The organism is Streptomyces yunnanensis, assembly GCF_029011865.1.
Classification (GTDB): Bacteria; Actinomycetota; Actinomycetes; order Streptomycetales; family Streptomycetaceae; genus Streptomyces; species Streptomyces yunnanensis.
The window spans coordinates 7,565,154-7,591,850 of sequence record NZ_CP095749.1 but is presented as its reverse complement, the minus strand read 5'-3'; the positions used below and the strand labels follow the sequence as shown (position 1 = coordinate 7,591,850).

Annotated in this window: 26 protein-coding genes and 2 tRNA genes; 5 read left to right on the top strand and 23 right to left on the bottom strand. The window is 71.7% G+C overall.

What is annotated here, in order from left to right:
- Position 1: 1 nt before the first annotated feature.
- From secD to pgsA, 12 genes are all read right to left on the bottom strand, one after another.
- Positions 2–1,756, bottom strand: coding sequence for a protein translocase subunit SecD (gene secD / locus MOV08_RS33205; protein ID WP_039637999.1), 1,755 nt, complete (start codon positions 1,754–1,756; stop codon positions 2–4).
- A 154-nt stretch (positions 1,757–1,910) separates the two neighbouring features.
- Positions 1,911–2,450, bottom strand: a complete 540-nt coding sequence (gene yajC / locus MOV08_RS33200; RefSeq protein ID WP_039637998.1) for a preprotein translocase subunit YajC — start codon at positions 2,448–2,450, stop codon at positions 1,911–1,913.
- A gap of 163 nt (positions 2,451–2,613) precedes the next feature.
- Positions 2,614–3,702 carry a Holliday junction branch migration DNA helicase RuvB gene (ruvB, locus tag MOV08_RS33195; protein ID WP_039637997.1) on the bottom strand — a complete coding sequence of 363 codons (1,089 nt, stop codon included), beginning with the start codon at positions 3,700–3,702 and terminating at the stop codon, positions 2,614–2,616.
- A 76-nt stretch (positions 3,703–3,778) separates the two neighbouring features.
- Complete coding sequence (gene ruvA / locus MOV08_RS33190; protein ID WP_275309992.1) at positions 3,779–4,399, bottom strand: Holliday junction branch migration protein RuvA; 621 nt, start codon at positions 4,397–4,399, stop codon at positions 3,779–3,781.
- Positions 4,396–4,947, bottom strand: coding sequence for a crossover junction endodeoxyribonuclease RuvC (gene ruvC / locus MOV08_RS33185; protein ID WP_275309990.1), 552 nt, complete (start codon positions 4,945–4,947; stop codon positions 4,396–4,398). The genes ruvA and ruvC overlap by 4 nt, the downstream gene beginning before the upstream one ends.
- Before the next feature lie 133 nt (positions 4,948–5,080).
- On the bottom strand, positions 5,081–5,833 hold the full coding sequence (locus tag MOV08_RS33180) for a YebC/PmpR family DNA-binding transcriptional regulator (protein ID WP_039637994.1): 753 nt from the start codon (positions 5,831–5,833) through the stop codon (positions 5,081–5,083).
- Positions 5,834–5,896: 63 nt separating this feature from the next.
- Entirely contained in the window at positions 5,897–6,490 is a 594-nt protein-coding gene (gene pdxT, locus MOV08_RS33175) for a pyridoxal 5'-phosphate synthase glutaminase subunit PdxT (RefSeq protein ID WP_275309988.1), read from the bottom strand.
- A 14-nt stretch (positions 6,491–6,504) separates the two neighbouring features.
- Complete coding sequence (gene pdxS / locus MOV08_RS33170) at positions 6,505–7,416, bottom strand: pyridoxal 5'-phosphate synthase lyase subunit PdxS (RefSeq protein WP_018539801.1); 912 nt, start codon at positions 7,414–7,416, stop codon at positions 6,505–6,507.
- A gap of 146 nt (positions 7,417–7,562) precedes the next feature.
- Positions 7,563–8,108 (bottom strand): LemA family protein, encoded by a 546-nt coding sequence (locus MOV08_RS33165; protein WP_039637992.1) that lies wholly within the window; start codon positions 8,106–8,108, stop codon positions 7,563–7,565.
- 588 nt (positions 8,109–8,696) lie between these two features.
- Entirely contained in the window at positions 8,697–9,848 is a 1,152-nt protein-coding gene (locus MOV08_RS33160; protein ID WP_275309986.1) for a glycosyltransferase family 4 protein, read from the bottom strand.
- Positions 9,845–10,771 carry a phosphatidylinositol mannoside acyltransferase gene (locus MOV08_RS33155; RefSeq protein WP_039637990.1) on the bottom strand — a complete coding sequence of 309 codons (927 nt, stop codon included), beginning with the start codon at positions 10,769–10,771 and terminating at the stop codon, positions 9,845–9,847. The genes MOV08_RS33160 and MOV08_RS33155 overlap by 4 nt, the downstream gene beginning before the upstream one ends.
- Entirely contained in the window at positions 10,771–11,424 is a 654-nt protein-coding gene (pgsA, locus tag MOV08_RS33150) for a phosphatidylinositol phosphate synthase (RefSeq protein ID WP_039637989.1), read from the bottom strand. Before pgsA ends, MOV08_RS33155 begins: the two co-directional genes overlap by 1 nt.
- Before the next feature lie 276 nt (positions 11,425–11,700).
- Here pgsA and MOV08_RS33145 point away from each other — a divergent pair, with 276 nt between their 5' ends.
- Together MOV08_RS33145 and MOV08_RS33140 are read left to right on the top strand one after the other, a co-directional pair.
- Positions 11,701–13,899: an elongation factor G-like protein EF-G2 gene (locus MOV08_RS33145; protein WP_039637988.1), complete on the top strand. Its 2,199-nt coding sequence runs from the start codon at positions 11,701–11,703 to the stop codon at positions 13,897–13,899.
- A 184-nt stretch (positions 13,900–14,083) separates the two neighbouring features.
- On the top strand, positions 14,084–15,742 hold the full coding sequence (locus tag MOV08_RS33140) for a hypothetical protein (protein WP_275309985.1): 1,659 nt from the start codon (positions 14,084–14,086) through the stop codon (positions 15,740–15,742).
- Between the two features lie 68 nt (positions 15,743–15,810).
- Here the strand turns inward: MOV08_RS33140 and MOV08_RS33135 are convergent, their stop codons facing one another.
- From MOV08_RS33135 to MOV08_RS33110, 6 genes are all read right to left on the bottom strand, one after another.
- Entirely contained in the window at positions 15,811–17,019 is a 1,209-nt protein-coding gene (locus MOV08_RS33135) for a YncE family protein (RefSeq protein ID WP_275309983.1), read from the bottom strand.
- The gene (locus tag MOV08_RS33130; protein ID WP_039642094.1) at positions 17,019–17,822 is read right to left on the bottom strand and encodes a polysaccharide deacetylase family protein; all 804 of its coding nucleotides are present in this window, start codon (positions 17,820–17,822) and stop codon (positions 17,019–17,021) included. The genes MOV08_RS33135 and MOV08_RS33130 overlap by 1 nt, the downstream gene beginning before the upstream one ends.
- A gap of 92 nt (positions 17,823–17,914) precedes the next feature.
- Positions 17,915–18,472, bottom strand: coding sequence for an HIT family protein (locus tag MOV08_RS33125; protein ID WP_039637985.1), 558 nt, complete (start codon positions 18,470–18,472; stop codon positions 17,915–17,917).
- A 72-nt stretch (positions 18,473–18,544) separates the two neighbouring features.
- On the bottom strand, positions 18,545–20,527 hold the full coding sequence (gene thrS, locus MOV08_RS33120; protein WP_275309982.1) for a threonine--tRNA ligase: 1,983 nt from the start codon (positions 20,525–20,527) through the stop codon (positions 18,545–18,547).
- Positions 20,528–20,629: 102 nt separating this feature from the next.
- On the bottom strand, positions 20,630–21,832 hold the full coding sequence (locus MOV08_RS33115) for a hypothetical protein (RefSeq protein ID WP_275309981.1): 1,203 nt from the start codon (positions 21,830–21,832) through the stop codon (positions 20,630–20,632).
- Positions 21,832–22,419 carry a DUF4365 domain-containing protein gene (locus tag MOV08_RS33110; protein WP_039637982.1) on the bottom strand — a complete coding sequence of 196 codons (588 nt, stop codon included), beginning with the start codon at positions 22,417–22,419 and terminating at the stop codon, positions 21,832–21,834. The genes MOV08_RS33115 and MOV08_RS33110 overlap by 1 nt, the downstream gene beginning before the upstream one ends.
- Before the next feature lie 226 nt (positions 22,420–22,645).
- Between MOV08_RS33110 and MOV08_RS33105 the strand changes: the two genes are divergently transcribed.
- Positions 22,646–23,371 carry an exonuclease domain-containing protein gene (locus tag MOV08_RS33105; protein ID WP_039642092.1) on the top strand — a complete coding sequence of 242 codons (726 nt, stop codon included), beginning with the start codon at positions 22,646–22,648 and terminating at the stop codon, positions 23,369–23,371.
- A gap of 138 nt (positions 23,372–23,509) precedes the next feature.
- Here MOV08_RS33105 and MOV08_RS33100 read toward each other — a convergent pair.
- From MOV08_RS33100 to MOV08_RS33090, 3 genes are all read right to left on the bottom strand, one after another.
- Positions 23,510–23,581, bottom strand: a tRNA-Val gene (locus tag MOV08_RS33100).
- Between the two features lie 83 nt (positions 23,582–23,664).
- Positions 23,665–24,135, bottom strand: coding sequence for an SRPBCC family protein (locus tag MOV08_RS33095; RefSeq protein WP_039637981.1), 471 nt, complete (start codon positions 24,133–24,135; stop codon positions 23,665–23,667).
- An 87-nt stretch (positions 24,136–24,222) separates the two neighbouring features.
- Positions 24,223–24,294, bottom strand: a tRNA-Val gene (locus MOV08_RS33090).
- A gap of 374 nt (positions 24,295–24,668) precedes the next feature.
- On the opposite strand from MOV08_RS33090, the gene MOV08_RS33085 reads away from it, so the two are divergent.
- Positions 24,669–25,082 (top strand): SsgA family sporulation/cell division regulator, encoded by a 414-nt coding sequence (locus MOV08_RS33085; RefSeq protein ID WP_003959770.1) that lies wholly within the window; start codon positions 24,669–24,671, stop codon positions 25,080–25,082.
- Positions 25,083–25,307: 225 nt separating this feature from the next.
- Entirely contained in the window at positions 25,308–25,874 is a 567-nt protein-coding gene (locus MOV08_RS33080; RefSeq protein WP_039637975.1) for a CGNR zinc finger domain-containing protein, read from the top strand.
- A gap of 73 nt (positions 25,875–25,947) precedes the next feature.
- Here the strand turns inward: MOV08_RS33080 and MOV08_RS33075 are convergent, their stop codons facing one another.
- Complete coding sequence (locus MOV08_RS33075) at positions 25,948–26,103, bottom strand: hypothetical protein (RefSeq protein WP_167390759.1); 156 nt, start codon at positions 26,101–26,103, stop codon at positions 25,948–25,950.
- A 68-nt stretch (positions 26,104–26,171) separates the two neighbouring features.
- Positions 26,172–26,618, bottom strand: coding sequence for a hypothetical protein (locus tag MOV08_RS33070; RefSeq protein ID WP_039637974.1), 447 nt, complete (start codon positions 26,616–26,618; stop codon positions 26,172–26,174).
- Positions 26,619–26,697 lie beyond the last annotated feature (79 nt).

The window sequence follows — 26,697 nt, the reverse complement described above, 5'->3', positions numbered from 1 at the left end:
CTCACGCCTCCTTCGTCTGGGTGGGGGCGGTGCGACGACGACGCAGCGGGGGCTTGGCGCCCAGGCGCTTGGGATCGAGACCGGACCAGGAGTGGCCGTCGGAGAAGAACTTCCGCCGGGCCAGCAGCGTCATCAGCGGCTTGGTGAACAGGAAGACCACGACGACGTCGAGCAGGGTGGTCAGGCCGAGCGTGAACGCGAAGCCCTGCACCTTGCCGACGGTGACGATGAACAGCACCGCCGCGGCCAGGAACGACACGAAGTCGGAGACCAGGATCGTGCGGCGGGCCCGCGGCCAACCGCGCTCGACGGCCGGGCGCAGCGTGCGACCCTCGCGGATCTCGTCCCGGATGCGCTCGAAGTAGACGATGAACGAGTCGGCGGTGATACCGATGGCGACGATCGCGCCGCAGACCGCCGGGAGGTTCAGCGCGAACCCGATGGCCGGGCCGAGCAACGTCATGATCGTGTACGTCAGGATCGCCGAGACGCCCAGGCTCGCCAGCGCGACCAGCGCCAGCCCGCGGTAGTAGGCGACCAGGTAGACGATGACCAGCGCGAGGCCGATGGCACCGGCGATCAGACCGGCGTGCAGCTGCTCGCCACCGAGCGCCGCGGTGACCGTGGTCTCGTCGTCGATCTTGAACGAGAGCGGCAGCGCACCGTAGGACAGCATGTTGCCGAGGTCCTCGGCGGACTGCTGGGTGAAGCCGCCGGAGATGGTGGCGTTGCCGCCGTTCAGCCGCTCTTGGACGCGCGGGTCGGAGACCACCGCGCCGTCCAGCACGATCGCGAACTGGTTCTGCGGCGGCGTCTTGGTGGCGAGCTTGCCGGTGATGTCCGCGAACTTCTTGCCGCCGTCGGAGGTGAAGTCCATCTGGACGATCCAGCCCTGGCCCTGCTGGCTGTCGAAGACCGCCTTGGCGTCCTTGACGTCCGTGCCCTCGACGCCCACCGGGCCGAGCACGTACTTCTGGGAACCATCGTCCTTGCAGGCCACGACCGGGTCGGTGGGCTTGGAGCCGGCGGCCTGCTCATTGGCCTGGGCCAGGCCCTTCTTCGTGGAGCAGTCCAGCGCCGCGAACTGCTTCTGCAGCGCGGGCGGGATGTCCGCGCCGCCGGGGACGGGCGGAGTCGGCGGCGTCGAGGGCTTGTCCGACGCGGAGGCCGAGGGCGGGGCGGACGGCTTCTTCAGCGCGTCGGTGACCGCGCGGCCCTGGCTGGTGGAGCTGGCGCTCGGGGTCGGCGAGGCGCTCTGCTGCGAGCCCTTGCCGCCGGTGGCCTTCTCGCCCTCCTTGCCCTTGCCGCCCTTCGAGGGGCCGGGCGTGGGCTCGGGGGCCTTGGTGCCGGCGGCGGTGGTCAGCACCGGCCGGAACGCGAGCTGGGCGGTGGTACCGACCTGTTGGCGAGCCTGTTTCGCGTCCGTCCCCTTGGGGATGTTCACGATGATGTGGTTGCTGCCCTGGGTCTGGACCTCGGACTCGGTCACACCGAGACCGTTGACCCGCCGCTCCATGATGCCGGCGGCGGTGTTCATGTTGGTCTCGTTGATCGCGTTGGGCTTGCCCGGCTGGTTCTGCGCCGCCAGCGTGAAGCTCGTGCCGCCCGCCAGGTCGATGCCCAGGCGGGGAGTCTTCGTGCCGGAGTAGAACATGCCTCCGACGAGCGCCGCCATCGCGATCAGGACCAGGATCAGGGTGCGCCCCGGATGCCCCTGGCTCGCGGGCGCCCTGCGGCCCTTCTTCGGTGCTGCCACCTTGTCGTTTCTCCCTGTCCAACCCCTCGGCCTGGGATGTCTGCCGAGCGGCCACGAAGTCTTGTGGGGACGTGCCCCCGCCGGAGCCTAGACCGTCCGGGAACCGCGGTGCGCCCGATCGGGGGCGTGCCGCGGTTCCACGTTACGGAACGGACTACTTCGCGTCGGCGTCGCCGGCCTTCTTGTCCTTGCCGGTCTCGGCGGCCGGCTCGTCGGCCTTTCCGGCCTTGTCGCCCTCGGCGGCCTCGGCCTTGTCGGCGGTGGGCTCGGTGCCCTCGCCGGCCTCGGCCTTGCCCAGGTCGATCTTGCCGGACTTGTCACCCTTTTCGGTGGCCTTGTCGGCACCGTCACCGGTCAGCGACGAGACATCGTCCGGTACGACCGGGCTCTCCTCGGCGACGATCGGGTCGGCACCGTCCAGAATGCGGTTGTACTCCTCATCCGCGAGCACCGCGCCGATGGCGTTCTTCGCGTAGATGGCGTGCACGCCGGGAGCGACCTCCAGGAGGACGGTGTCCTCGTGGATTTCCTTCACGGTGGCGTACATGCCACCGATCGTCCGGACGCCGGTGCCGGGCTGCATCTCATTGCGCATCTGCTGGGCCGCCTGCTGCTTCTTCTTGGCGGACCGCGTCATCAGGAACATGGCCCCGATGAGGACGATGAAGGGGAGGAGAGTCACGATATTGGGCACGGGACGGAAATCCTTCGCACGACCGCTTCTCTCGCGGTCTCATATAGCGGGGTGGGTATACCGATCCTGACGGACGGCATCGGCGGAGTCTAAGCGAGTCCGCACCACAGGAACAACGCCCAGCATCGCACCGCAGTTCCTGACCGGGCGAGTCTCCGCGCCGTCATGCCTCGAACAGGCCGTGCTGTCCGCCGCCGCCCGCCTGCTGCGGCGGCACCAGCCCGAGGTGGGCCCAGGCCGCCGGGGTCGCGATCCGGCCGCGCGGCGTACGGGCCAGCAGCCCCTCGCGCACCAGGAAGGGCTCGGCGACCTCCTCGACCGTCTCGCGCTCCTCCCCCACCGCGACCGCGAGGGTGGACAGCCCGACCGGGCCGCCGCCGAACAGCTTGAGCAGGGCGGTGAGCACCGCCCGGTCGAGCCGGTCCAGCCCGCGGCCGTCGACCTCGTAGACCCCCAGGGCCTGCGCCGCGACCTCGCGGGTGATCACGCCGTCGGCCTTGACCTGGGCGTAGTCGCGGACCCGGCGCAGCAGGCGGTTGGCGATCCGGGGCGTGCCGCGGGAGCGGCCGGCGATCTCGGCGGCGCCCTCGGGCTCTATCGCCACGTCCAGCAGGCCGGCGGAACGGTGGATGACGCGCTGGAGCTCGGCCGGGGCGTAGAACTCCATGTGGCCGGTGAAGCCGAACCGGTCGCGCAGCGGCGGCGGCAGCAGCCCCGCCCGGGTCGTCGCCCCGACCAGCGTGAACGGCGGGAGCTCCAGCGGGATGGCGGTGGCGCCCGGCCCCTTGCCGACGATCACGTCGACCCGGAAGTCCTCCATCGCCATGTAGAGCATCTCCTCGGCGGGCCGGGACATCCGGTGGATCTCGTCGAGGAAGAGCACCTCGCCCTCCTGGAGGGAGGAGAGGATCGCCGCCAGGTCGCCGGCGTGCTGGATGGCGGGGCCGGAGGTGATCCGGATCGGGGCGCCCATCTCCGCCGCGATGATCATGGAGAGGGTGGTCTTGCCGAGCCCGGGCGCCCCGGAGAGCAGGACGTGGTCGGCGGTGGCGCCACGCGCCAGGGCCGCCTTCAGCACCAGGTCGAGCTGCTCGCGCACCCGCTCCTGGCCGACGAACTCGTCCAGGTCCTTGGGCCGCAGCGCGGCCTCGACGGCGTTCTCCTCGCCATCGGCGTCGGCCGCCACCAGCCGGTCGGCCGGGGCGCCGGCGCTCTCCTCGGCGGTCGACGGTGCGGTGTCGTCCCAGTTCACTGCGGATTGCCTCGCGGGGTCGGGGCGGCCGGGCCGCCTGCGTGGTCGTGGGGTCGGGGGCGCCGGAGCGCGTCGGTCAGCGGGCCCGGTTGAGGGTCTGGAGGGCCGCCTTGAGCAGCTGCGGCACCTGCGGCGTGCCGCCCGCGGCGGCGGCCGCCTCGGCCTGCGGCGCCACCGCGGCGACCGCCTCGTCGGCCTCCCGCGCGGCATAGCCCAGCCCCATCAGCGCGGCCTGGAGCTGATCGCGCCAGCCGGCCGGCGCCGCGGCCCGGGCCACCGGGCGGGCGGCGCCGGTCGGTGCGCCGAGCCGGTCCTTGAGCTCCAGCAGCAGCTTCTGCGCGCCCTTCTTGCCGATGCCCGGTACGGCCGTCAGCGACTTCTCGTCCCCGGTGGACACCGCGAGTCGCAGCGCGTCCGGGGAGTGCACCGCGAGCATCGCCTGGGCGAGCCGGGGGCCGACGCCGCTGGCGGTCTGCAGCAGTTCGAAGGTCTGCCGCTCGTCGTCGTCGGCGAAGCCGTAGAGGGTGAGCGAGTCCTCGCGGACGACGAGGGAGGTGGCGAGCTTGGCGTGCTCGCCGACCCGGAGGCCGGAGAGGGTGTTCGGCGTGCACTGGACGGCCATGCCCACACCGCCGACCTCGACGACGGCGAGATCCGGTGCGAGGGCCGCGACCGGGCCGGAGACAAAGGCGATCATCGGGTGCCCTTCAGCGTGCGTACGGGAGCGGGGGTGCGACGGGCCGCGGCCCGGGCCTGCTGGAGGCGGTTGACCGCGGGGGCGCGCCAGATGTGGCAGATGGCCAGGGCGAGGGCGTCGGCGGCGTCGGCCGGCCTGGGCGGCTCGGCGAGCCGCAGCAGGCGGGTGACCATCGCGCCGACCTGCGCCTTGTCGGCCCGTCCCGAGCCGGTGACGGCGGCCTTGACCTCGCTGGGGGTGTGCAGCGCGACCGGCAGTCCGCGGCGGGCTGCACACAGCATGGCGACCGCGCTGGCCTGGGCGGTGCCCATGACCGTACGGACGTTGTGCTGGCTGAACACCCGCTCCACGGCGACGTATTCGGGGCGGTGGGTGTCGAGCCACTCGTCTATGCCGCGCTCGATCAGCACCAGGCGGTGCGCGGTGTCCGCGTCCGACGGGGTCCGCACGACGCCGACGCCGACCATGGTCAGGGGACGCCCGGCGACCCCGTCCACCACGCCGACCCCGCACCGGGTCAGTCCCGGGTCCACCCCCAGCACCTTCATCGGCCCCGCCCCTCGCCGTCGTTCGGTCGCCTGTTCCTTATGTTCCTGCAGGTTAGTGGCTGCCACTGACAAACCGACGGGCCGGCGGGGTGTGTCCCCGCCGGCCCGTCGTAGACCGGTAAGCCCGTGGCCGTCAGGCGTCGACCTTGGCCATGACCTCGTCGGACACGTCGAAGTTGGCGAAGACGTTCTGCACGTCGTCGCTGTCCTCCAGCGCGTCGATCAGCTTGAAGATCTTGCGCGCGCCCTCTTCCTCCAGCTCGACCTGCAGGGTCGGGACGAAGTTGGCCTCGGCCGAGTCGTAGTCGATGCCGGCCTCCTGGAGCGCGGTGCGCACCGCGACCAGGTCGGTGGCCTCGCTGAGCACCTCGAAGGACTCACCGAGGTCGTTGACCTCCTCGGCACCGGCCTCCAGGACCGCGTCCAGCACGTCGTCCTCGGACAGCTCGCCCTTGGGGACGATCACCACGCCCTTGCGGTTGAACAGGTACGAGACCGAGCCCGGGTCGGCCATCGAGCCGCCGTTGCGGGTCATCGCGACCCGGACGTCGGACGCGGCACGGTTGCGGTTGTCGGTGAGGCACTCGATCAGGACGGCGACGCCGTTGGGGCCGTAGCCCTCGTACATGATCGTCTCGTAGTCGGCGCCGCCGGCTTCGAGACCGCCACCACGCTTGATCGCGGAGTCGATGTTCTTGTTCGGGACCGACTGCTTCTTCGCCTTCTGCACGGCGTCGTACAGCGTCGGGTTGCCTTCCAGGTCGACGCCGCCCATCCGCGCCGCGACCTCGACGTTCTTGATCAGCTTCGCGAAGAGCTTGCCGCGCTTGGCATCGATCACGGCCTTCTTGTGCTTCGTCGTAGCCCATTTAGAGTGGCCGGACATCCGCCTGTCTCCTTCGCGTAACCCATTTCAGAAACGATCGCCCCAGATCCTACCGGGATTGCGTCAGGCCCCCGCACGCACCATGTCCACGAAGAACGCGTGGATGCGGTGATCGCCGGTCAACTCTGGATGGAACGACGTGGCCAGGACGTTACCCTGCCGCACTGCCACCGTATGTCCACCGTACGTCGCAAGGACATCGACGGAGGCACCGACCGACTCGACCCAGGGCGCCCGGATGAAGACGCCCTCCACCGGGCCGCCGTCGATCCCGGCGACCTCGACGGCCGCCTCGAACGACTCGTTCTGCCGCCCGAAGGCGTTGCGGCGCACGATCATGTCGATGCCGCCGAGCGTCTCCTGGTCCTCGCGGGCGTCCAGCAGCTTGTCGGCGACCATGATCATGCCGGCGCAGGTGCCGTAGACCGGCCGGCCGGCCCGGACGAAGGCGCGCAGGGGCTCCAACATCCCGAACGCGACCGCCAGTTTGGACATGGTGGTGGACTCGCCGCCCGGTATGACCAGGCCGTCGACGCCGGCGAGCTCCTCGGGACGGCGTACCGGCAGCGCCCGGGCGCCGGCGTCCGCGAGCGCCGTGAGGTGCTCGCGGACGTCGCCCTGGAGCGCCAGCACACCGATGGTGGGAGTGGTGCTCATCAGTTTCTGCGTCCTTACCAGCCGCGGTTGGCGTAGCGCTCGGCCTCGGGGAGGGTGTCGCAGTTGATGCCGACCATGGCCTCGCCCAGGTTGCGGGAGACGTCCGCGATGACCTTCGGGTCGTCGTAGAAGGTGGTGGCCTTCACGATCGCGGCGGCGCGCTTGGCCGGGTCGCCGGACTTGAAGATGCCGGAGCCGACGAAGACGCCCTCGGCGCCCAGCTGGCGCATCAGCGCGGCGTCGGCCGGGGTGGCGACACCACCGGCGGAGAACAGCACGACGGGGAGCTTGCCCAGTTCGGCGACCTCCTTGACGAGCTCGTAGGGGGCGCGCAGCTCCTTGGCGGCGGCGAACAGCTCGTTGTGGTCGCAGCCGCGCAGCTTGGCGATCTCGCCCTTGATCTGACGCAGGTGACGGACCGCCTCGACGACGTTGCCGGTGCCGGCCTCGCCCTTGGAGCGGATCATGGCCGCACCCTCGGCGATCCGGCGCAGCGCCTCACCGAGGTTGGTGGCACCGCAGACGAAGGGGGTGGTGAAGGCCCACTTGTCGGAGTGGTTGACCTCGTCGGCCGGGGTGAGGACCTCGGACTCGTCGATGTAGTCGACGCCGAGCGACTGCAGGACCTGGGCCTCGACGAAGTGGCCGATCCGGGACTTGGCCATGACCGGGATGGAGACGGCGTTGATGATGCCGTCGATCATGTCCGGGTCGGACATCCGGGCCACCCCGCCGTCCTTGCGGATGTCGGCCGGGACCCGCTCCAGGGCCATGACGGCGACGGCACCGGCGTCCTCGGCGATCTTCGCCTCTTCCGGCGTGACGACGTCCATGATCACGCCGCCCTTGAGCTGCTCGGCCATTCCGCGCTTGACGCGCGCGGTTCCGGTCTCGGGGGTCTGGGGCGTGGTGGGCGTGCTGGACACGTTGACCTCACTCAGTGCGGGTGGTTGTACTTCGCCGCCCACACAACCGTTGGTCAGCGGCCCGGGAAAAGGGCCAATTAGAGGCCGGTGGCCTGTCGGGTCTGCCGTCTCGACATCCGGACGCACCACTTCCGCTTCGTGGTCGGTCAGTTCCCGCCCGAGCGGTCGTCCAGGACGGCCGGCGGCTCGTCGTCCATCTCGAAGGCCATCGGGAACGGCGCGTGGCCGGCCAGCCGCAGATAGCGGACCAACCGGTGCCGACGGACCGCCCGCGCGGCCCGCACCGCGTCGTTGTGGAACCGGCGCGCCATCGGCACCCGCCGCACCGCCGCGATCAGCTCCGCGACCGTCCGCTCCCCGCCCGGGGCCTCCCGCACCGCCTCCAACTGCGCCTCGTCCTCGAACACCGCACGCAGCGCCTGACTCAGCTCGCTCTCCGCGACCTCGCGATGATCCTCCGCCGCCTGCCGGGCCTCGTGCGCGGCCTGGTACAACACGATCGACGCGGCCGGATCCAACACCCCCGACGTGCCCACCTCCTGCGCGACCGAGGCCCGCCGCAGCAACTGGGCGTCCAGCGCCGCCTTCGCCGCGTCGATGCGCGCATGCAGTCGGTCGAGCCGACCGGCCGTCCAGCTCAGGTAGACACCGATGAGGACGATCGCGGCGGCGATCCAGATAAACGTGGTCACGCGGGGTCACGTTACCCGTCCGCTGCGCTTGGCTGGCGTCCCACGTTGTTGGCTATCCCGCCGTGGGGGTTCGCGCCTTTGCGCCTGCGGCGGGGCCGCCTGACGGCGGGGTGTGCCGGTTCCGCTGCGCGGGGCGGGTCCGCTGCGCGGGGCTTTTCGGCCGCGGTGCCGGGTCTGTGGGGTGGGGGATGTGCGGACTGCTGCGCTTTACGTCCGCACATCCCCCACCCCACAGACCCGTCCCCTCCCGTGGGTGGTCATGAAGACGGTGGGTGGGGGCGGGCGCCAGTGGGTCCCTGCTGGCTCATTGCTGAGTGGTGACCGTCAGCGGACCACCGGCATTGGCGTCCGCGTGCCTGTTTTTCCCACCCTCCACGGGAGGGGACGGGTCGGAGGGGGTGGTGTGCAGGACGTAAAGCGCAGCAGTCCTGCACACCACCCCCGCAGGCCCGTCACCGCACCCAACAGCCCCGCGCAGCGGACACCGCAACACCCGCCGTCAGGCGGCCCCGCGCCGCAGGCGCAAAAACGGCGGCGAACCCCTACGGCGGAAACACCGGCTACGTGGGAAGCCAGCCAAGCGCAGCGCTATGGCCAGCGACGGCCCCGGGCTCCCACTCGTTCGTCGGTCGCCACTGCCGAGGCGCCCGTCGTCACCGTCTCGTAGACGGCGAGGATGTCGGCGCCGACCGTGGTCCAGTCGAAGCGGCGGACGTGCTTGGCGCCGCGTTCGCGGAGTTCGGCGAGGCGGTCCGGGGTGTTCAGCAGGCGGACGGCCGCGGCGGCGAGCGCGGCGGCGTCCTCGTTGGCGAAGAGTTCGCCGGCCTCGCCCTGGTCCAGGACCTGGGCGAACGCGTCGAGGTCGCTGGCCAGTACGGGGGCCGCGGCGGACAACGCCTCCACGAGGACGATGCCGAAGGACTCGCCGCCCGTGTTGGGCGCGACGTAGACGTCGACGCTGCGCAGCAGTCGTGCCTTGTCCTCGTCGGAGACCATGCCGAGGAACTCGACGCGGGAGCGCAGTTCGGCGGGCAGGCCGGCGACGGCCTCGTCCTGGTCGCCGCGGCCGGCGACCAGCAGTCGGGCGTCGGGGACCGCGGCGAGGATCGCGGGCAGCGCCTTCATCAGGACCGGCAGGCCCTTGCGGGGCTCGTCGATCCGGCCGATGAAGCCGATGGTGCGGCCCTGCCATTCCGGCCGGGGCTCGGCCCGGGCGAAGAAGTCCACGTCCACGCCGTTGGGGATGACCACCGCGTCGCCGCCGAGGTGCTCGACCAGGGTCCGGCGGGCGTACTCGCTGACCGCGATCCGGGCGCTGATCTTCTCCAGGGCGGGCTGCAGAATCGGGTACGCGGCGATCATGGCGCGGGAGCGCGGGTTGGAGGTGTGGAACGTCGCCACGATCGGGCCCTGCGCCGCCCAGCACGCGAGCAGGCCCAGGGACGGCGAGGCAGGCTCGTGGATGTGGATGACGTCGAAGGCGCCGTTCTGGAGCCAGCGGCGGACCCGGGCGGCGGAGAGGAAGCCGAAGTTGAGGCGGGCGACCGAGCCGTTGTAGGGCACGGGGACGGCGCGGCCGGCCGGGACGACGTAGGGCGGCAGCGGGGTCTCGTCGTCGGCGGGGGCCAGGACGGAGACCTCGTGGCCGAGGCGGATCAGGTGCTCGGCCAGGTCGCGGATGTGGAACTGCACACCGCCGGGGACGTCCCAGGAGTACGGGCAGACGATGCCGATCTTCACGCGGGCTCCGTTTCGGCGGCGCCGCCGCGCGGCTCCAGATCGGCGAGCCACAGGCGCTGGAGCATGTGCCAGTCCGTGGGGTGGTCGGCGATGCCGGAGGCGAAGGCGTCGGCCAGCGCCTGGGTCATGAGGGCGGCCTTCTCGGTGCGGGTGCCGTTCTGCGGCACCTCGATCTCCGGGTGGACCCGGCCGCGCATGATGGGGGTGTCGTCGTACCAGAGGGTGACCGGCAGCAGCATCGCGCCGGTCTGGAGGGCCAGCATCGCGGGCCCGGCCGGCATCTTCGTCTCCTCGCCGAAGAACTTCACCGGTATCCCGGAGCTGGACAGGTCGCGGTCAGCGACCAGGCAGACCAGGCCGCCGGCGCGCAGCCGCCGGGCCAGCGTGCCGAACGCGGCGCCTCCGGTGTGCGGCAGCACCTCCATGCCCAGTCCTTCGCGGTAGGCGACGAACCGGTCGTAGAGGGACTCCGGCTTGAGGCGCTCGGCGACGGTGGTGAACGGGGTGTCGAGCTTGGTGGTGACCCAGACGCCGGCGAGGTCGTAGTTGCCCATGTGGGGCAGCGCCAGGATCACCCCGCGGTCGCTCTTGAGGCCGTCCTCCAGGTGGTGCACGTCCTCGGGGGTGAAACCGGCCTTTATCCGCTCCGGGCTCCACACCGGCAGCCGGAAGGACTCCATCCAGTAGCGCATGTACGACCGCATCCCGGCCCGGGACAGCTCGGCCAGTCGCTCCGGGGAGGCGTCCGGGACGACCCGGGCGAGGTTGGACTCCAGGCGCTGGACGCCCTTGCCGCGGCGTCGCCAGGCCAGGTCGGCGAGCTGCCGCCCGAGCTGCACCGCGACTCCTTCGGGCAGCCGCTTGACGGTGCTCCAGCCCAGGCCGTACAGCCCGTCCGTCAGCTTGTCGGTGTCGATCCGCATCAGCCGTTCCCCCCTTGCGCCACGGCGTCGGCCTCGGCCGACTCCCGGCGTACCGTCACCACGCGCTGGCCGAGGGTGACGGCGCTGCCGACGGCGACCACCCACAGGGCGATCGGCAGCAGGACCTCGACGCCCGGCACGCCGAACGTGTGCAACCCGGACAGACCGCAGGCGACCAGCGTGATGACCAGCCGCTCGGCCCGCTCCACCAGACCGTTGACGTCCACCGGCAGCCCGATGGCCTCACCGCGCGCCTTGGTGTACGAGACGACCTGGCCGCTGGCGAGGCAGAAGATGGCGATCGCGCAGAGCGCCAGGCTGTCGCCGCGGCCGGCGTACCACAGGGCCAGCCCGCCGAAGATCGCCGAGTCGGCGACCCGGTCGAGGGTGGAGTCCAGGAAGGCGCCCCACCGGCTGGAGCGCCCCAGCTGCCGCGCCATGTTGCCGTCGACCAGGTCGGAGAAGACGAACAGCGTGATCACGACCGTGCCCCAGAAGAACTCGCCCCGGGGGTAGAAGACCAGGGCGCCGGCGACCACACCGCCGGTCCCGACGAGGGTGACCGCGTCCGGGCTGACCCCGAGACGGATGAGCAGGGCGGCGAACGGTGTGAGAACACGCGTGAAGAACGCACGCGCGTACTTGTTCAGCATGACCTTCCCGGAAAGTCGATACGGGCCGCGCGGTCAAGGGGCCACCGGCTGGCCCATCGTAGCCACGAGGCCGTGGGGCACCGCGAACGCATCGCGGCGCGGGGTGCATCCCGCGGCTCGGACCGGCCCCCGCGCGCCCGCGAGCGCGCCGGCGGGCCCCGGAGGACGGCCGACGGCCCCCTTGAGCGCACCGCGCGCACGTGCCACGTATGGACGCATCCTGAACCCGGTGGAAAGCTCGAATCACCGCAAAGTGTCGACCTGGAGGCGAGACACATGAGCGAGAAGTCGAGTACGAACCCAGGAGCCGCCGGAAGGGCACCGGCGGCCGACCGGCCCGCCGCCCTGCGCAATGTGGTGCTGGTCGGCCACAGCGGCTCGGGAAAGACCACTCTGGTCGAGGCCCTGGCACAGGCGTCCGGCGCGGTCAACCGGGCGGGCCGGGTCGAGGACGGTGGCACCCTGTCCGACTACGACGAGATCGAGCACCGGCAGCAACGCTCCGTACAGCTCTCCCTCGTCCCGGTCGACTGGGGCGGAATCAAGATCAATCTGTTGGACACCCCCGGATATGCCGATTTCGTCGGGGAACTCAGGGCCGGTCTGCGCGCGGCGGACGCGGCCCTTTTCGTCGTCTCGGCCGCCGACGGCGTGGCCGGCGCGACCCGGATGGTCTGGGACGAGTGCGCGGCCGTCGGCATGCCGCGCGCCCTGGTGGTCACCCACCTGGAAGCCGCCCGCGCCGACTTCGACGAGATGACCCGGCGGTGCGCGCTGACCTTCGGCGGCGACGACCTGGACGCCGTCCTGCCCCTGTACCTGCCGCTGTACGGCACCCCCGGGTCCGACGGCCACGCCCCCGTCGACGGCCTGATCGGCCTGCTCTCCCAGCGCGTCTTCGACTACTCCTCGGGCACCCGCACCGAGCGCGCGCCCACCGACGACGAGCTCCCGCTGATCGAAGCGGCCCGCAACCGCCTCATCGAGGGGATCATCGCCGAGAGCGAGGACGAGACCCTCATGGACCGCTACCTCGCGGGCGAGGACATCGACCTCAAGACGCTCGTCGGGGACCTGGAGACCGCGGTCGCCCGGGGTTCCTTCCACCCCGTGCTGGCCGCCGCCCCGGCCGTCGACGGCGCCAAGCAGGGGCTGGGCACCGTCGAACTGCTGGAGCTGATCACCGGTGGCTTCCCCACCCCCGCGGAGCGCGAGGCCCCCGCGGTCACCGGCCCGGACGGCTCGCCGCGGCCGAGCCTGGGCTGCGACCCGGAGGGTCCGCTGGCCGCCGAGGTGGTCAAGACCTCCTCCGACCCGTACGTGGGCCGGCTCTCCTTGGTCCGGGTCTTCTCCGGCACCCTGCGCCCGGACGACACGGTGCATGTCTCCGGGCACGGCCTGACGGACCGCGGCCACGAGGACCACGACGTCGACGAGCGGGTCGGCGCGCTGTCCGCGCCGTTCGGCAAGCAGCAGCGGCCGCTCCCCCTGGCCGTCGCCGGCGATCTGGCCTGCGTCGCCAAGCTCACCCGCGCCGAGACCGGCGACACCCTCTCCGCCAAGGACGACCCGCTGCTGATGGAGCCGTGGGCGATGCCGGACCCGCTGCTGCCGATCGCCATCCGGGCGCACAGCAAGGCGGACGAGGACAAGCTCTCCCAGGGCCTGGCGCGGCTGGTCGCCGAGGACCCCACGATGCGTCTGGAGCACAACCAGGACACCCGCCAGGTCGTCCTGTGGTGCATGGGCGAGGCGCACACCGACGTGGCCCTGGAGCGGCTGCGCTCGCGCTACGGCGTCCAGGTCGACGCCGTCGAGCACAAGGTCGCGCTCCGGGAGACCTTCAGCGGCTCCGCCGCGGGCCGCGGCCGGCACGTCAAACAGTCCGGCGGCCACGGCCAGTTCGCGATCTGCGAGATCCAGGTCGAACCGCTGCCGGGCGGCTCCGGCATCGAGTTCGTCGACAAGGTCGTCGGCGGCGCGGTCCCCCGGCAGTTCATCCCGTCCGTGGAGAAGGGCGTCCGCGCCCAGGCCGCCCGCGGGATCGCCGCCGGGAACCCGCTCGTCGACATCCGGGTCACCCTGCTCGATGGCAAGTCCCACTCGGTGGACTCCTCGGACGCCGCGTTCCAGACGGCGGGCGCGTTGGCGCTGCGGGAGGCCGCCGCGCAGACCAGGATCGACCTGCTGGAACCGGTCTCCGAGGTACGCGTCCTGATTCCGGACGAGTACGTCGGCCCGGTGCTCAGCGACCTCTCCGGCCGCCGCGGACGGGTGGTGGGCACCGAGCAGTCCGGCGCCGGCCGCACCCTGGTCCGCGCGGAGGTGCCGGAGATCGAGATCGGACGGTACGCCGTCGATCTGCGGTCGCTCTCCCACGGCACCGGCCGCTTCAGCCGCGGCTACCTGCGGCATGAGCCGATGCCCGGCCAGCTCGCCGCCCGGATGCGGGAACAGGAGGCGGTCAGCGCGTAGTTAACGGTCGGTCAGCCGCCGTCCCGGACAGCCCACTTGGGCCGGGCCGGCGGCTGTACGCTGGGACTCCACCGCCGCGCCGCGCGTTCCGGGCCAACCTGCGAGTACGCCGGCCGGGCAGGTGTGCGCGTCGGCGTAGTCGGGTAGAGCGCATCAGCGGATACGCGCGTGATGGGGGCGGGTAGTGGCAGACGGCTTTGACTTCAGTCCGGGGGCGCAGGTCCCCATCTCGGGCGGTGCCGGGCAGACGGCGGCGACCCAGGCCCTGGCCTCGGCCGCCTACCGCGACTGCAAGCTCTCCAAGATCTCCGAGGCGGACTCCGATTCAGGGAAGTCCGAGATCAAGAAGCCGAAGCTGTCGCTGTTCGCGCCCAACCTCGGCGAGGCGTTCTCCCGCGCCGTCCAGGTGCGGATGCTCGGCGGCGGCCGCAAGCCGCTGATCCAGTCCTTCGGGACGGAGCCGCAGACGATCGTCGAGCACTGCCTGTCGGCCACCCGCATCCGCAAGCAGCGCGACAGCCGGCTGACGGTCCTGATGGTGGTGTGCGGGCTGCTGTTCCTGCCCGGTGTGCTGCTCTGGCTGGGCGCCTTCCAGCTCCGGAAGATGTTCTCCAAGGACGGCGAGGGCAAGGGCATCTCCCTGGCGGGCGGCGCGCTGCTGGTCCTGCTCGCGCTGGCCGGCGTGTTCTTCATGGTCAAGCTGCCGTTCACCGGCTTCTGGCCGCTGTACGCCCGCGGCATGCTCATCGCCCCGGTGGTGGGCTGGTGGCTGGCCAAGCAGATCTGCGAACGGACCGCGGTGACCCTGCGGGAGGCGTGGAAGGGGCTGCTGGAGGGCGGCGGGGTCGCCGCGAAGATCCCCGAGGCGGTGCCGCAGGACCCCAACCACACCTCCGCCGAGACCCTCCGGCACAACCTCGCCAAGGTCTCCGCCGAGCAGCGCAGCAACGTCGTCTTCTACGCCGGCCCCAAGGGCATACTCGGCATGGGCACCCGCTGGGGCAGCTGGCAGCTGGCCGAGGAGCTCCGGCCGGCCCAGGAGGGCACCGACATCCACCCCTTCCGCAGCTGGGACGTGATCCGCGCGATCCACGACCGGCTGCGCCTGCTGGAGCGCAGCCCGCTGCACACCGGCGGATTCCAGCAGCCGCCGTCCGTCCGCCACTGGATCGTCTCCCCGGTGGGTGAGAAGGCCAAGGCCGTCGGCCGCCCCGACGGCGCCCACGTCGACGGGTACGAGGTCCGCGGCCACGAGATAGAGCGGATCTGCAACGAGCAGCAGTTCGGCAGCGGCGACCGCCACTACCTCGGCGTCCAATTCGTCCTGTGGGACGGCCAGTTGGTGCTCACGCTGATGATCACCGTCACCGTCCTGCACGAGACGCTGCGCATCGAGGTCAGCGGTCATGCCCTCGGTCCGGTCCACTCCCTCTTCACCAGCAAGCCGGAGCCCAAGACCAAGGAGATCGCCAAGGTCGTCCGGTTCTGGGAGACCAGGACCCAGACGCTGCCGCTGATCGAGCCATCGGAGGTGGTCCGGCTCGCCGCCCGCGCCCCGCTGACGTGGTTCCCGCCGGTGCTGGACTTCCTCGGCGGCAAACTCGCCCTCCCCGAGCCGTTCGGCCTGCGCCACGTCTGGGCCGACAAGCCCTGGCGCCACCGCTTCATGGCCGATGACGCGCTGCGCGCCGCGACCCCGGTGCTGCGGGCGGTGCACGCCGCCGCGATGAGCGTCCTGCAGGAGCACGGCGTCAACACCGAGCGCTTCGACAACCGCTCCCTGGTGCTCAGCGGCATGGTCCAGAGCGCCGAGCCGAAGAACGCCGACGAGTACCACGCGTAGCGCCACCCCGCGCACCGCACGGGCGGGCGCGCGCACGGCCTCCCGCCGTGCGCGCGCCCGTCCCTTCGCTAGCGGAAGATCCCGGTGTGCCCCAGCGAGTACCGCCCCGGCTGCGGGTACACCGCCAGCCCGTGCGGGCCCAGCCCCACCGGGATCTTCGCCAGGGTCTTCCCGGTGTGAGTGTCGAGCGCGTAGACCTCGGAGTTGTACCGCCCGGACAGCCACAGCACGTTGCCGTCCGAGGAGACCCCGCCCATGTCGGGGCTGCCGCCGCCGCGGATGTGCCACTTGTCGGCGAGTTCGCCGGTCTTGAAGTTCAGCAGCGAGATGGACCCCTCGCCCCGGTTGGAGATGTACATGGTGCGGGAGTCGCGGCTGACGTAGAGCCCGTGCGTGCCCTTGCCGGTGGGCAGCAGCTTGGGCCGGCCGAAGGTGTCGCCGTTCAGGATCCACACGCCGTCCGCCATCATGTCGGCGACGTACCAGGTCCTTCCGTCCGGGGAGATCTTCACGTCCTGGGGCATGGCGCCCTCGAACGGCAGCTTCTGCTGGCCGATCACCGCCATCTTCGCGGTGTCGACCTTGAGCAGCTCGCCGGAGAACTCGCAGGAGACGATGAAGTACTTCCCGTCCGGCGAGAAATCGGCGTGGTTGACGCCCGCGCAGCTGACCGGGACGGTCTTGCGGACCTCCATCGTGTGCGGGTCCCGGAACACCAGCTGCTTGTCCATCGACGCCATCACCACCGCGTACTTCCCGTCCGGCGTGAAGTAGAGGTTGTACGGGTCGTGGACCTTGACCGGCTTGCCGGCCTTGCCGGTGGCCGGGTCGATCGGGGTCAGGTCGTGCCCCCGGTTGTTGTTGACCCACAGGGTCTTCATGTCCCAGGACGGCACCACGTGCTGCGGCTGCACGCCCACCGGGATCGTCTCGATGACCTTGTACGTCTTGGGGTCGATGACGCTGACCGTGTCGGAGCCGGTGTTGGGCACGTACACCCGCGACGGGTAGTGCTTGACCTGCGGCGCCAGCCGGTTGGGCCGGTCCGCGGCGTACAGGTCGTGGTCGTCCAGCGGCGGCGGCATCCCGGGCAGGCCCTGGGTGACGGCCTTGTGGGGCGAGGGCCCGACGGGGCGCGTGGGGGCGGACTGCGCCCCGCCGCCGGCGCAGCCCGCCGCCACCAGGGCGCAGGCCACGACCAGCAGTGCGGCCCGGCGGGTGGGGCGGTCGGGGCGGGAGCCGGTCGGGCGGGGGTGGGTACGGTTCCGGTCAGCCATCAGGTCACAAGCTCCGTTGTCGTCACCGCGCGCAGACCGCGCCGGCGGAGGCCGTCGAGGATCGGGGGCAGCGCGGCCACCGTGCCGGCGTGCCCGAGGTGGAGACTGACGACCGAGCCCGGGCGGATGCCGTCCAGGACCGTGCGCTGGACGGCCGGGGCGCCGGGGTCGTTCGCATCGAGGGAGTCCACGTCGTACGACAGGACGTGCGGATAGCCCGCCCGACCCGCCAGCCGGATCACCTGCCCGGTGGCCCGCTGGGTCTGCGAGGGGCGGAACCAGCTGCCGATGCTGCCGGTGAGCTTGTGCAGCCGGTCGGCGCACTGGCTGATCTCGGCGTACGCGGCGTCGGCGGGCAGCGCGCAGATGTTGCGGTGGTGCATGGTGTGGTTGCCCAGCTCATGGCCGCCGTCCAGGATGCGGCGGGCCATCGCGGGCTGCGCGTCGAGCCAGTCGCCGACCGCGAGCACGGTGATCCGGGCGCCGGCCCGCTCGACCTCGCCGAGCAGCGCCTCGGCCAGCTTGGGGTCGCCCCGGCCGTGGAAGGTGAGGGCCACCGCGTGGCCGTCCCGCGGCCCGTGTTCGATCTCCGCGGGCAGGCCGGGCGCGCGGGTCGGGGGCCGGGCGGCGGGGTGTCGGGCGGGGGCGGACCGGCCCGTCTCCCGGGGGCTCGGTCCGCCGGCGGCCCGTACGGAGGGGGCGGAGTCCGCCGATCGCTTGGGGTCGCAGCCCGACGCAAGCGCACCGGCCGCCGCGGCCGAGGCGGCCACGCGCAGCACGGAGCGACGATCCAGGGAGGTCACCACCCCATTAGAGGGGCAAGAATTCCCAATCGGGGCGATTCATACGATTCATCCGGGCGCGTGTCGCCCCGTTCACCCGGCGTGCACCCCGGCTACGCCGGCCAGGCCGCGGCCAGCATCGCCCGGGTGTCGGCGAGGAGTTGGGGCAGCACCTTGGTGTGCCCGACCACCGGCATGAAGTTGGTGTCGCCGCCCCAGCGGGGAACGACGTGCTGGTGGAGGTGGGCGGCGATGCCGGCGCCGGCGACCGCTCCCTGGTTCATCCCGATGTTGAAGCCGTGCGCCCCGGACGCGCCGCGCAGCGCCGTCATCGCCCGCTTGGTGAAGTCCGCCAGCTCCGCCGTCTCCGGCTCGTCGAGGTCGGTGTAGTCGGCGACGTGGCGGAACGGGACGACCATGAGGTGGCCGCCGTTGTACGGGTAGAGGTTCAGCACCGCGTACACGTACGTACCGCGGGCGACCACGAGGCCGTCCTCGTCCGACTTCGAGGGAATGGTGCAGAACGGACAGCCGTCCTCGGCGCCCGGGCCGCTCGGCTTGTTCTCCCCCTGGATGTAGGCCATCCGGTGGGGCGTCCACAGGCGCTGGAAGGCGTCCTGCGTCCCGACTCCGATCTGCTGTTCCGGCTCACTCGTCATGTTGCGAAGCATATTCTCCCCGGCCGGCGGGGGAGGCGGCGAGGGGCGGTCCCACCGGGACCGCCCCTCGTCACCTGGACTGCGTCAGACCTGGACGCGGCGCTCCACCACGTCCAGCAGCTTGGCGATCGCCTGCTCGCGCGGGATCCCGTTCTCCTGCGAACCGTCGCGGTAGCGGAACGACACCGCCCCTGCGGCCATGTCCTCGTCGCCGGCGAGGATCATGAACGGCACCTTGGCCTTCTGCGCGTTCCGGATCTTCTTCTGCATCCGGTCCGAGGAGGAGTCCACCTCGACCCGCAGCCCCTTGGCCTTCGCCTGGGCGGCGAACTCCTCCAGGTACGGGACGTGGGCGTCGCCGATCGGGATGCAGGTCGCCTGCACCGGGGCCAGCCACGCCGGGAAGGCACCCGCGTAGTGCTCCAGCAGCACCGCGAAGAACCGCTCGATGGAGCCGAACAGCGCCCGGTGGATCATGACAGGCTGCTGCTTGGAGCCGTCCGCCGCGGTGTACTCCAGGCCGAAGCGGGCGGGCTGCTGGAAGTCGACCTGGATCGTCGACATCTGCCAGGACCTGCCGATGGCGTCCTTCGCCTGCACCGAGATCTTCGGCCCGTAGAACGCGGCGCCGCCCGGGTCGGGGACCAGCGGCAGCCCCTGCTTCTCGGCCGCCTGGCGCAGCGCCTCGGTGGCCTCCTCCCACTCCGCGTCCTCGCCGATGAACTTGTCGGACTCGGGGTCGCGGGTGGACAGTTCCAGCTCGAAGTCGGTCAGGCCGTAGTCGCGCAGCAGGTCCAGGACGAAGGTGAGCAGGCTGTCCAGCTCGTCCGCCATCTGCTCCTTGGTGCAGTAGATGTGCGAGTCGTCCTGGGTGAAGCCGCGGGCGCGGGTCAGGCCGTGCACGACGCCCGACTTCTCGTAGCGGTAGACCGTGCCGAACTCGAAGAGGCGCAGCGGGAGTTCGCGGTACGACCGGCCGCGCGCCTTGAAGATCAGGTTGTGCATGGGGCAGTTCATCGCCTTGAGGCGGTAGTTCTGCCCGTCGAACTCCAGCGGCGGGAACATCGCCTCGCCGTAGTTCGGCAGGTGCCCCGAGGTCTCGAAGAGAGCTTCCTTGGTGATGTGCGGGGTGTTGACGAACTCGTAGTCCGACAGCTCGTGCCGCTTGCGGGAGTAGTCCTCCATCACCCGGCGCACGACGCCGCCCTTGGGGTGGAAGACGGCGAGGCCGGAGCCCAGCTCCTCCGGGATGGAGAAGAGGTCCAGCTCGGCACCGAGCTTGCGGTGGTCGCGCTTCTCGGCCTCGGCGAGGAAGTCCAGGTACGCCTTGAGCTCGTCCTTGGTCGGCCAGGCGGTGCCGTAGATGCGCTGGAGCTGCGGGTTCTTCTCGCTGCCGCGCCAGTAGGCGGCGGCGGACCGCATCAGCTTGAAGACCGGGATGTGCCGGGTGCTGGGCAGGTGCGGGCCGCGGCACAGGTCCTTCCAGCACAGCTCGCCGGTCTTGGCGTCGAGGTTGTCGTAGATGCTCAGCTCGCCGGCGCCGACCTCGGCGGAGGCGCCCTCGGCGGCGTCCGCCGCGGAGCCCTTGAGGCCGATCAGCTCCAGCTTGTACGGCTCGTCCACCAGCTCGGCGCGGGCCTCGTCGTCGGACACCACACGGCGGGCGAACTTCTGCCCGCGCTTCTGGATCTCCTGCATCTTCTTCTCGATGCGCTTGAGATCGTCCGGGTGGAAGGGCTTCTCGACGTCGAAGTCGTAGTAGAAGCCGTCCTTGATCGGCGGACCGATGCCGAGCTTGGCCTCCGGGAAGAGCTCCTGCACGGCCTGGGCCATCACGTGCGCGGCGGAGTGCCGCAGGATGTTCAGGCCGTCCGCGGAGGTGATCTCCACGGGCTCGACCTCGTCGCCGTCGGCCAGCTCGTGGGTGAGGTCCTTCAGCTCGCCGGCCACCCGTGCGGCCACGATGCTGCGCTCGCCCTGGAAGAGGTCGGCGGCCGTAGTGCCCGTGGTCACCACGCGTTCTTCCCGCTCGGAATCGCGTTGGACGGTCACACGGACGTCTGACACCGGTCTCTCCTGACTCATGTCTTACTCGCGTCAGCGTTTGCTGCGCTCCCGAATCGTACCGAGCCGCAGGACCGCACCGCGAAACGGATTGCCCCCGCCCGCTCAGGCGTCCGCCGGCGACCCGCCGCACGCCTCGTCGGCGTCGTCGAATCCCCCGTCCCCGGGCTCCTCTCTGAGCGCCTTCAGCAGCCGGTCGCGGTCGGCCGGATCGACCTGTACGGGGGTGACGTCCCGGCCGCCGGTGATCCGCCGGAAGCCGCCCCGGCTCTCCAGCCGGCCGCTGACCCGGATCGGCAGCCCGGCCAGATGCGCGTGCCCGGCGATGCGGTAGTCCTCCTCCTCCAGCGCGGCCCGCACCTGCCCCACGTCCGCCCCGGTGATCACCCGCAGCCGCACCGACCCCGGGCCGTCCGGCCGTTCCCGGCGCAGCCGCACGACGGTGCCGGTCACCCGCACCGGCAGCGACGGCTCGGTGCGGACGTAGCGCCGGGCCGCCTGCTGGAGCGCGGGCAGGTCGCCGGGGGAGAACTCGACCGGTTCGGGGCGGGCCGCGGAGCCGGCCGGGGCGCCGGCCGCGGGCGACCAGGCGATGCTGATCCGCACCCCCTCCGCGCCCCGCACCAGCGCGATCAGCGCCTGCGCCAGCTCGTGGCAGACGCCCAGCCCGACCGCCGCGTCGAACGCCTCCATGCCGCCGGTGGCCCGCTGGTAGTCGGTGGCGTCCCGGGCCGCGTGCAGCGCCCGCTGGAGCCCGGCGACCACGTCCCGCCCGGCCGGTACGGGGACGAACGCGGCCAGGTGCCGCCCCGCCGGCGCCGGGCCGACCAGCACCTGGCCCAGGAACCCCTCGGCCCGCCGCTTGTGCCGGGCGCCGTAGAAGCCGGCCCGGGAGTAGCTGCCCAGCGCGCCGGCGGTCAGCAGGGCTCGGGCCGCGCCGCGCAGCTGCTCCTGCGCCACCCAGTGCGCGGTGCCGGGACCGCCGTCGGGCACCTCGCGCTCCCAGCGGACCTCGTCGCTGGGCACCGCCAGCCCGACCAGCACCTCCCGGGCCGAGGGCGCGGCGCTCCGCTCCAGCGCCGCCAACGCCTCGGCCAGCAGCTCGGCGCTGTCCGGAAAGAGTCGGTCGTGGGGCACCAGCAGGCTGGTGCCGCCCGTCCCGTCCGGCGGGATCCAGCGGGCGTAGTCGCCGGCCGGACCGCCGCGGCGCCGCCAGCCGTGCCGGGCCAGCAGGGCGCCGAGCACCGCCGGGTCGAGTCGCGCGGGGTCCGGTGACCGCGCGCCGTAGTCGTCGATCGGCCGGTCCATCAGGGCCTCCCTCCCGCCCCGACCCGCGTCATGATCTCGCGGAGCGCGCGGTCGTCGAAGATCCGCGTGGTCGGGATCCGCACAGTGGTCCTGCGCCGGCCGGTCACCGGATGGCCGGCGAGGTTGATCCAGTAGCAGCAGTGCCGTAGTTCGAGGTGGTCGTGCCCGGCCCGCAGCCAGTCATCCGGATCCCGCGGGACGAGCATCACGACGAGGATCTTGTGCACCGCCACCGGCGTGCGGGCCAGCTTCACCAGGTGGTCGTTGTCGAGCGTGAAGGCGAAGGTGGGCCCGGGCGGGCGCGGGGCGGTCTGGTAGGTGCACTTGAGCTGCACCTTGATGGTCACCTCGTCGTCGACGGCGTGGTCGGGCGCGGCGTGGCTGACGTGCCAGTCGATTCCGTTGTCCGGGAAGGGCTGGGCCAGCGAGCACCCGGAGGCGGCGGCGACCGCGTGCAGGTAGCCCACCTGGAGGGTTTCCATGCAGGCCGTGGTGGCCAGGCCACCGCGCTGCGAGGTGAGGGAGGGCCGGGGGTACCGCCCGCTTGCGGGGGACAGCCCGCCCGGTTCGGGCTGCGCGAGGGTCATCGCGGGATGCCTTCCGGGCCGTGCCGAATCGATGCGGCGGGGCGGCGGGGCGGGACCCGGCGCGGGGGAGACGCCGGGCCGCGCGGTGTGCGCCGGCCCGTCACTGTGGTTGTCTCCGCGTCAGACCGGCCGCAAACAAGGGCGGTTCGAGCCGACCTGGTCTCGGGTATCACCAGCTCGGGTGACGTGCACCGTCATCCCCCGTACGACCGCGAGGAGTTGGATGATGCCGCGCTGGTATGACGGTCCACTTGCCGCCTTCGACACCGAGACGACGGGCATCGACGTGGAGCGCGATCGCATCGTCTCGGCCGCCCTGGTCGTCCAGGAGACCCCGCGCGCCGCCCCGCGCATCACCCGCTGGCTGATCAACCCGGGGGTGGAGATACCCGAGGCCGCGACCGCGGTGCACGGACTCACGGCCGATCACCTCGCACTGCACGGCCGCTGGCCGGCGCCGGTGCTGGAGGAGTTGGCCCGCGCACTGGCCGCCCAGGCGGTGGCCGGTCGTCCGCTGGTGGTGATGAACGCCCCGTTCGATCTCACGCTCCTGGAGCGGGAGTTGAAGCGCCACCGCGCCAGCTCGCTGAGCGCCTATCTGGGGGCGTACCCCCTGCACGTCCTCGACCCGCGCGTCCTGGACAAGCACCTGGACCGCTACCGCAAGGGCCGCCGCACCCTCACCGATCTCTGCGCGCACTACGAGGTCGAGCTGACCGACGCCCACGAGGCGGCGGCGGACGCACTGGCCGCGCTGCGGGTGGTCCGGGAGCTGGGCCTGCGCTTCGCCGAACGGCTGGAGGGGCTGCAGCCGGCCGAGCTGCACACCCGGCAGGCGGTCTGGCACGCGGCCCAGGCCCGCGGCCTCCAGGCGTGGTTCGCCCGCAGCGGCTCCCCCGAGCCGGTCGATCCGCACTGGCCGCTGCGGCCGGAACTCCCCTCCGCGGCCTGATCCCTCATCAGGATTCCCACCGCGCCTTCCCCGCGGGCCACCGCCGTCGACCGCGCAATCGCCCGCCCCGGATCACGGCCGCACCCGACCAACAAAAAGAACCGGACCGCCTTTTGGCGGCCCGGTTCTCGATCCCGGTGGGCGATACTGGGTTCGAACCAGTGACCTCTTCGGTGTGAACGAAGCGCTCTCCCACTGAGCTAATCGCCCGGGTGTCGGCGGGGTTTCCCCCGCGAACGACCTGAACGATACAGGTCGTCACGCCCTTCCATCAAATTCCTGTCCCGCCGCCCTCAGCCGCGGGCCAGCCAGGCCCTCAGACCGCGCCGCCCGGCCCGCATCATCAGCGCGTGATTGACCCGGAACACCGGCCGCCCCAGCAGCGCCCAGCGCCGCAGCACCGGCTTGCGGACCTCCACCTCCTGCTCGAAGACGGCCCGCGTACCGCCCTCCCCCGGCATGACCGTCCAGCGCGCCCAGCCGGCCAGGTCCCCGCGCATCCCTATTTCCAGCACCCGGGCCGCCGGATCCCGCAGGGTCTCGGTCGCCACCACGGTCAGCTCGTACGGCAGGAAGGACCGGAACCGCGCGGTGCCGCTGCGATCGTCGAGCGGGACGACCTCGCGCACCTGCGGCCACCAGCGGGGATACGCCTCGGCACGCCCCAGTACCGCGTAGACGACGGCGGGCGGGGCAGGCAGCAGCCAGACGCTACGGAAGCGGTAGCGGTGCAGACGGCACGATCGACCTGACGAGTCGGGCATGATCCCAGTGTGCGCCCCCGCCGCCCGGGAACGGCCCAACAACCGCAACGGCCCGGAGACTTGAAGTCTCCGGGCCGTCGTCCGGGGTGGGCGATACTGGGTTCGAACCAGTGACCTCTTCGGTGTGAACGAAGCGCTCTCCCACTGAGCTAATCGCCCGGGCGCATCGACAACATTACCGCACGTCGGGGGCGCTCCTGACCACCGTCGCGGCATCGCCGATCTCCACCCGGCACGCACCGGGCACCCGGCCGTGCGCCATGCACCGGCCCCCGACGCCCGGCACGCCGAACCGCCCGAGATCGTCGCGAAGCGCTCCCCGCTCCATTACTCTGCGTATTCGTATCGCCTATGCGACCGGCATGTTCGCCTGGCCGAACTCACCACCGAGGACGCTCGCGCAATCCGCCGTAAGAGGTACCTGAAGCCACACAAAACCGTCAGAGGGGTTTACAACGGCACCGTAGGTGGCATGTCGATTTCGCCGACGTGCGAATCCCCGAGCGCACACTGAGCGAAAGGCCCTGGCGCTTATGAACACCACGGTCAGCTGCGAGCTGCACCTGCGCCTCGTTGTGTCGAGCGAGTCCTCACTGCCTGTACCCGCGGGCCTGCGGTATGACACGGCCGATCCGTATGCCGTGCACGCCACCTTCCACACCGGAGCCGAGGAAACGGTTGAGTGGGTCTTCGCCCGCGACCTCCTCGCCGAGGGCCTGCATCGGCCCACGGGCACCGGAGACGTCCGCGTGTGGCCGTCCCGGAGCCACGGACAGGGCGTCGTCTGCATCGCCCTGAGCTCCCCGGAGGGGGAAGCCCTCCTGGAGGCGCCGGCGCGGGCATTGGAATCGTTCCTCAAGCGGACGGATGCCGCCGTACCGCCCGGTACGGAACACCGGCATTTCGACCTCGACACCGAGCTCTCCCACATCCTGGCGGAGAGCTGAGACGCAGCACGCACACCCACCGCATCCACCCGCTCACACTTGCGACCGTCCGACTCGGGGAGACGGCGCAGGACCGACAAGTTCACACGGCACACTTCGGCGCCGTCGCCGCGGACCCACCGCGGGGACGGCGCCGAGGCTTGTCCCAGGCGCTAGAGTCGGCGACCATTCGCCAACGACACCGGGGCGGCAGCGGCCGACCCCACCCGGCCAGGGAGCGGAACCGTGATGATCACCCATGACACCCGGTGCGCGCTGGACGCGGTCGTCGATCTGCTGAACACCGCCCCCGAGGGCGACTCCCCCGGCGCCCCGGACAGCCTGACCGACCTCGCGTCCCTCGCGGAGTTCGTCCGGCGCAACGACGTCAGCGACGTCGGATCCCTCGGCCCGGACGACCTGGCGGCCGTACGGGCCGTCCGGGCGCGGTTCGCGGAGGTCTTCGCCGCCGGCGACGACCGCGCCGCCGCCGCACGGCTGAACACGCTGGTCGCCTCGGCGGGCACCACCCCGCGACTGACCGACCACGACGGCTACGACTGGCACGTCCACTACTTCGCGCCGGGCGCCTCGGTCGCCGACCACCTGGCCGCGGACGGCGGGATGGCGCTGTCCTTCATCCTCGTCGCCGGGGAGCGCGAGCGGCTGCGGCGCTGCGAGGCGCCGGACTGCCGGCACGCCTTCGTCGACCTCTCCCGCAACCGCTCGCGGCGCTACTGCGACAGCCGGACCTGCGGGAACCGGCTGCACGTCGCGGCGTACCGCGCACGGCGGCGGGAGGCGGCGGGCTGAGCGACCGCGGCGGGTACGGCCCGCGGTCGCACGGTGACCGACGGGCCGGGTCCGCACCCGGCCCGTGCGGACCTCAGAGGATGTAGAGGTCGTGTACCGCGCCTAGGAGGAGCAGTAGGCCGATCACGGCTAGGAAGAGCATCAGCGGCGGCTGGGACAGCGCGAACAGGCAACCGCGTGGCTCGGGGGACGGGGCGTCGTCTTGGGCGAGGGCGCACTCATCGTTCATCTCGCGCGCATCATCGCGCAGATGATCGTCCCGGAAGCCGCAAGAGGCCGCTCAGCAGCGGGAGTTCATCAGATCCCGTGTTTTTTCAGGATCGCTTCGATGTCCGAGAAGTCATCCTTGGGAGCGCTGCCCGCGCTCGGCGCGGGGGTGCTCTTCGGGGCCTTCCGGCCGGGGCCGAGGGACGGTGCGGAGGCGGCCGGCGCCACCGCCGGCGCCCCAGAACCCGCCGCGGCCCGGCGCTCCTTGCGACCGGCTATCCCGCGGCGCCGCTCCACCAGCCTGCTGATCGCGAACAGCCCCGCGGAGAGCGCGAGCACCCCGAACCCGGCCCAGACCGTGGGCTTGAAGACGATGCTGGTGACCCAGTCGATGACGCCCGTCATGACCAGGCCGATCGGGATCAGGGCGAAGGCGGCGATCCGGGTCGCGGCCAGGAAACGCTTGCGATAGGCGGTCAGCGCGGCGATACCCAGGCCCGCTGCCGACACCGCGGCACAGACTGTCGAGGTCAGCATCCGGTCCTCCTGCCGGTCCCATGGGCGAGCGGGCGTTCCGCGCTCCCCTCCATCCTGCCCCCTCCGACCCCGCACAGGC

Coding starts and splice junctions, on each gene's coding strand:
- MOV08_RS33125 (WP_039637985.1), bottom strand. CDS start 18,472: ATGCTTCGCAACATGACGAGTGAGCCGGAACAGCAGATCGGAGTCGGG.
- pdxT (WP_275309988.1), bottom strand. CDS start 6,490: ATGAGCACCACTCCCACCATCGGTGTGCTGGCGCTCCAGGGCGACGTC.
- MOV08_RS33095 (WP_039637981.1), bottom strand. CDS start 24,135: ATGCCCGACTCGTCAGGTCGATCGTGCCGTCTGCACCGCTACCGCTTC.
- MOV08_RS33115 (WP_275309981.1), bottom strand. CDS start 21,832: ATGGACCGGCCGATCGACGACTACGGCGCGCGGTCACCGGACCCCGCG.
- MOV08_RS33155 (WP_039637990.1), bottom strand. CDS start 10,771: ATGCGGATCGACACCGACAAGCTGACGGACGGGCTGTACGGCCTGGGC.
- MOV08_RS33105 (WP_039642092.1), top strand. CDS start 22,646: ATGCCGCGCTGGTATGACGGTCCACTTGCCGCCTTCGACACCGAGACG.
- MOV08_RS33145 (WP_039637988.1), top strand. CDS start 11,701: ATGAGCGAGAAGTCGAGTACGAACCCAGGAGCCGCCGGAAGGGCACCG.
- MOV08_RS33070 (WP_039637974.1), bottom strand. CDS start 26,618: ATGCTGACCTCGACAGTCTGTGCCGCGGTGTCGGCAGCGGGCCTGGGT.
- ruvC (WP_275309990.1), bottom strand. CDS start 4,947: ATGAAGGTGCTGGGGGTGGACCCGGGACTGACCCGGTGCGGGGTCGGC.
- MOV08_RS33075 (WP_167390759.1), bottom strand. CDS start 26,103: ATGAACGATGAGTGCGCCCTCGCCCAAGACGACGCCCCGTCCCCCGAG.
- MOV08_RS33085 (WP_003959770.1), top strand. CDS start 24,669: ATGAACACCACGGTCAGCTGCGAGCTGCACCTGCGCCTCGTTGTGTCG.
- pgsA (WP_039637989.1), bottom strand. CDS start 11,424: ATGCTGAACAAGTACGCGCGTGCGTTCTTCACGCGTGTTCTCACACCG.
- MOV08_RS33110 (WP_039637982.1), bottom strand. CDS start 22,419: ATGACCCTCGCGCAGCCCGAACCGGGCGGGCTGTCCCCCGCAAGCGGG.
- MOV08_RS33180 (WP_039637994.1), bottom strand. CDS start 5,833: ATGTCCGGCCACTCTAAATGGGCTACGACGAAGCACAAGAAGGCCGTG.
- ruvA (WP_275309992.1), bottom strand. CDS start 4,399: ATGATCGCCTTTGTCTCCGGCCCGGTCGCGGCCCTCGCACCGGATCTC.
- MOV08_RS33135 (WP_275309983.1), bottom strand. CDS start 17,019: ATGGCTGACCGGAACCGTACCCACCCCCGCCCGACCGGCTCCCGCCCC.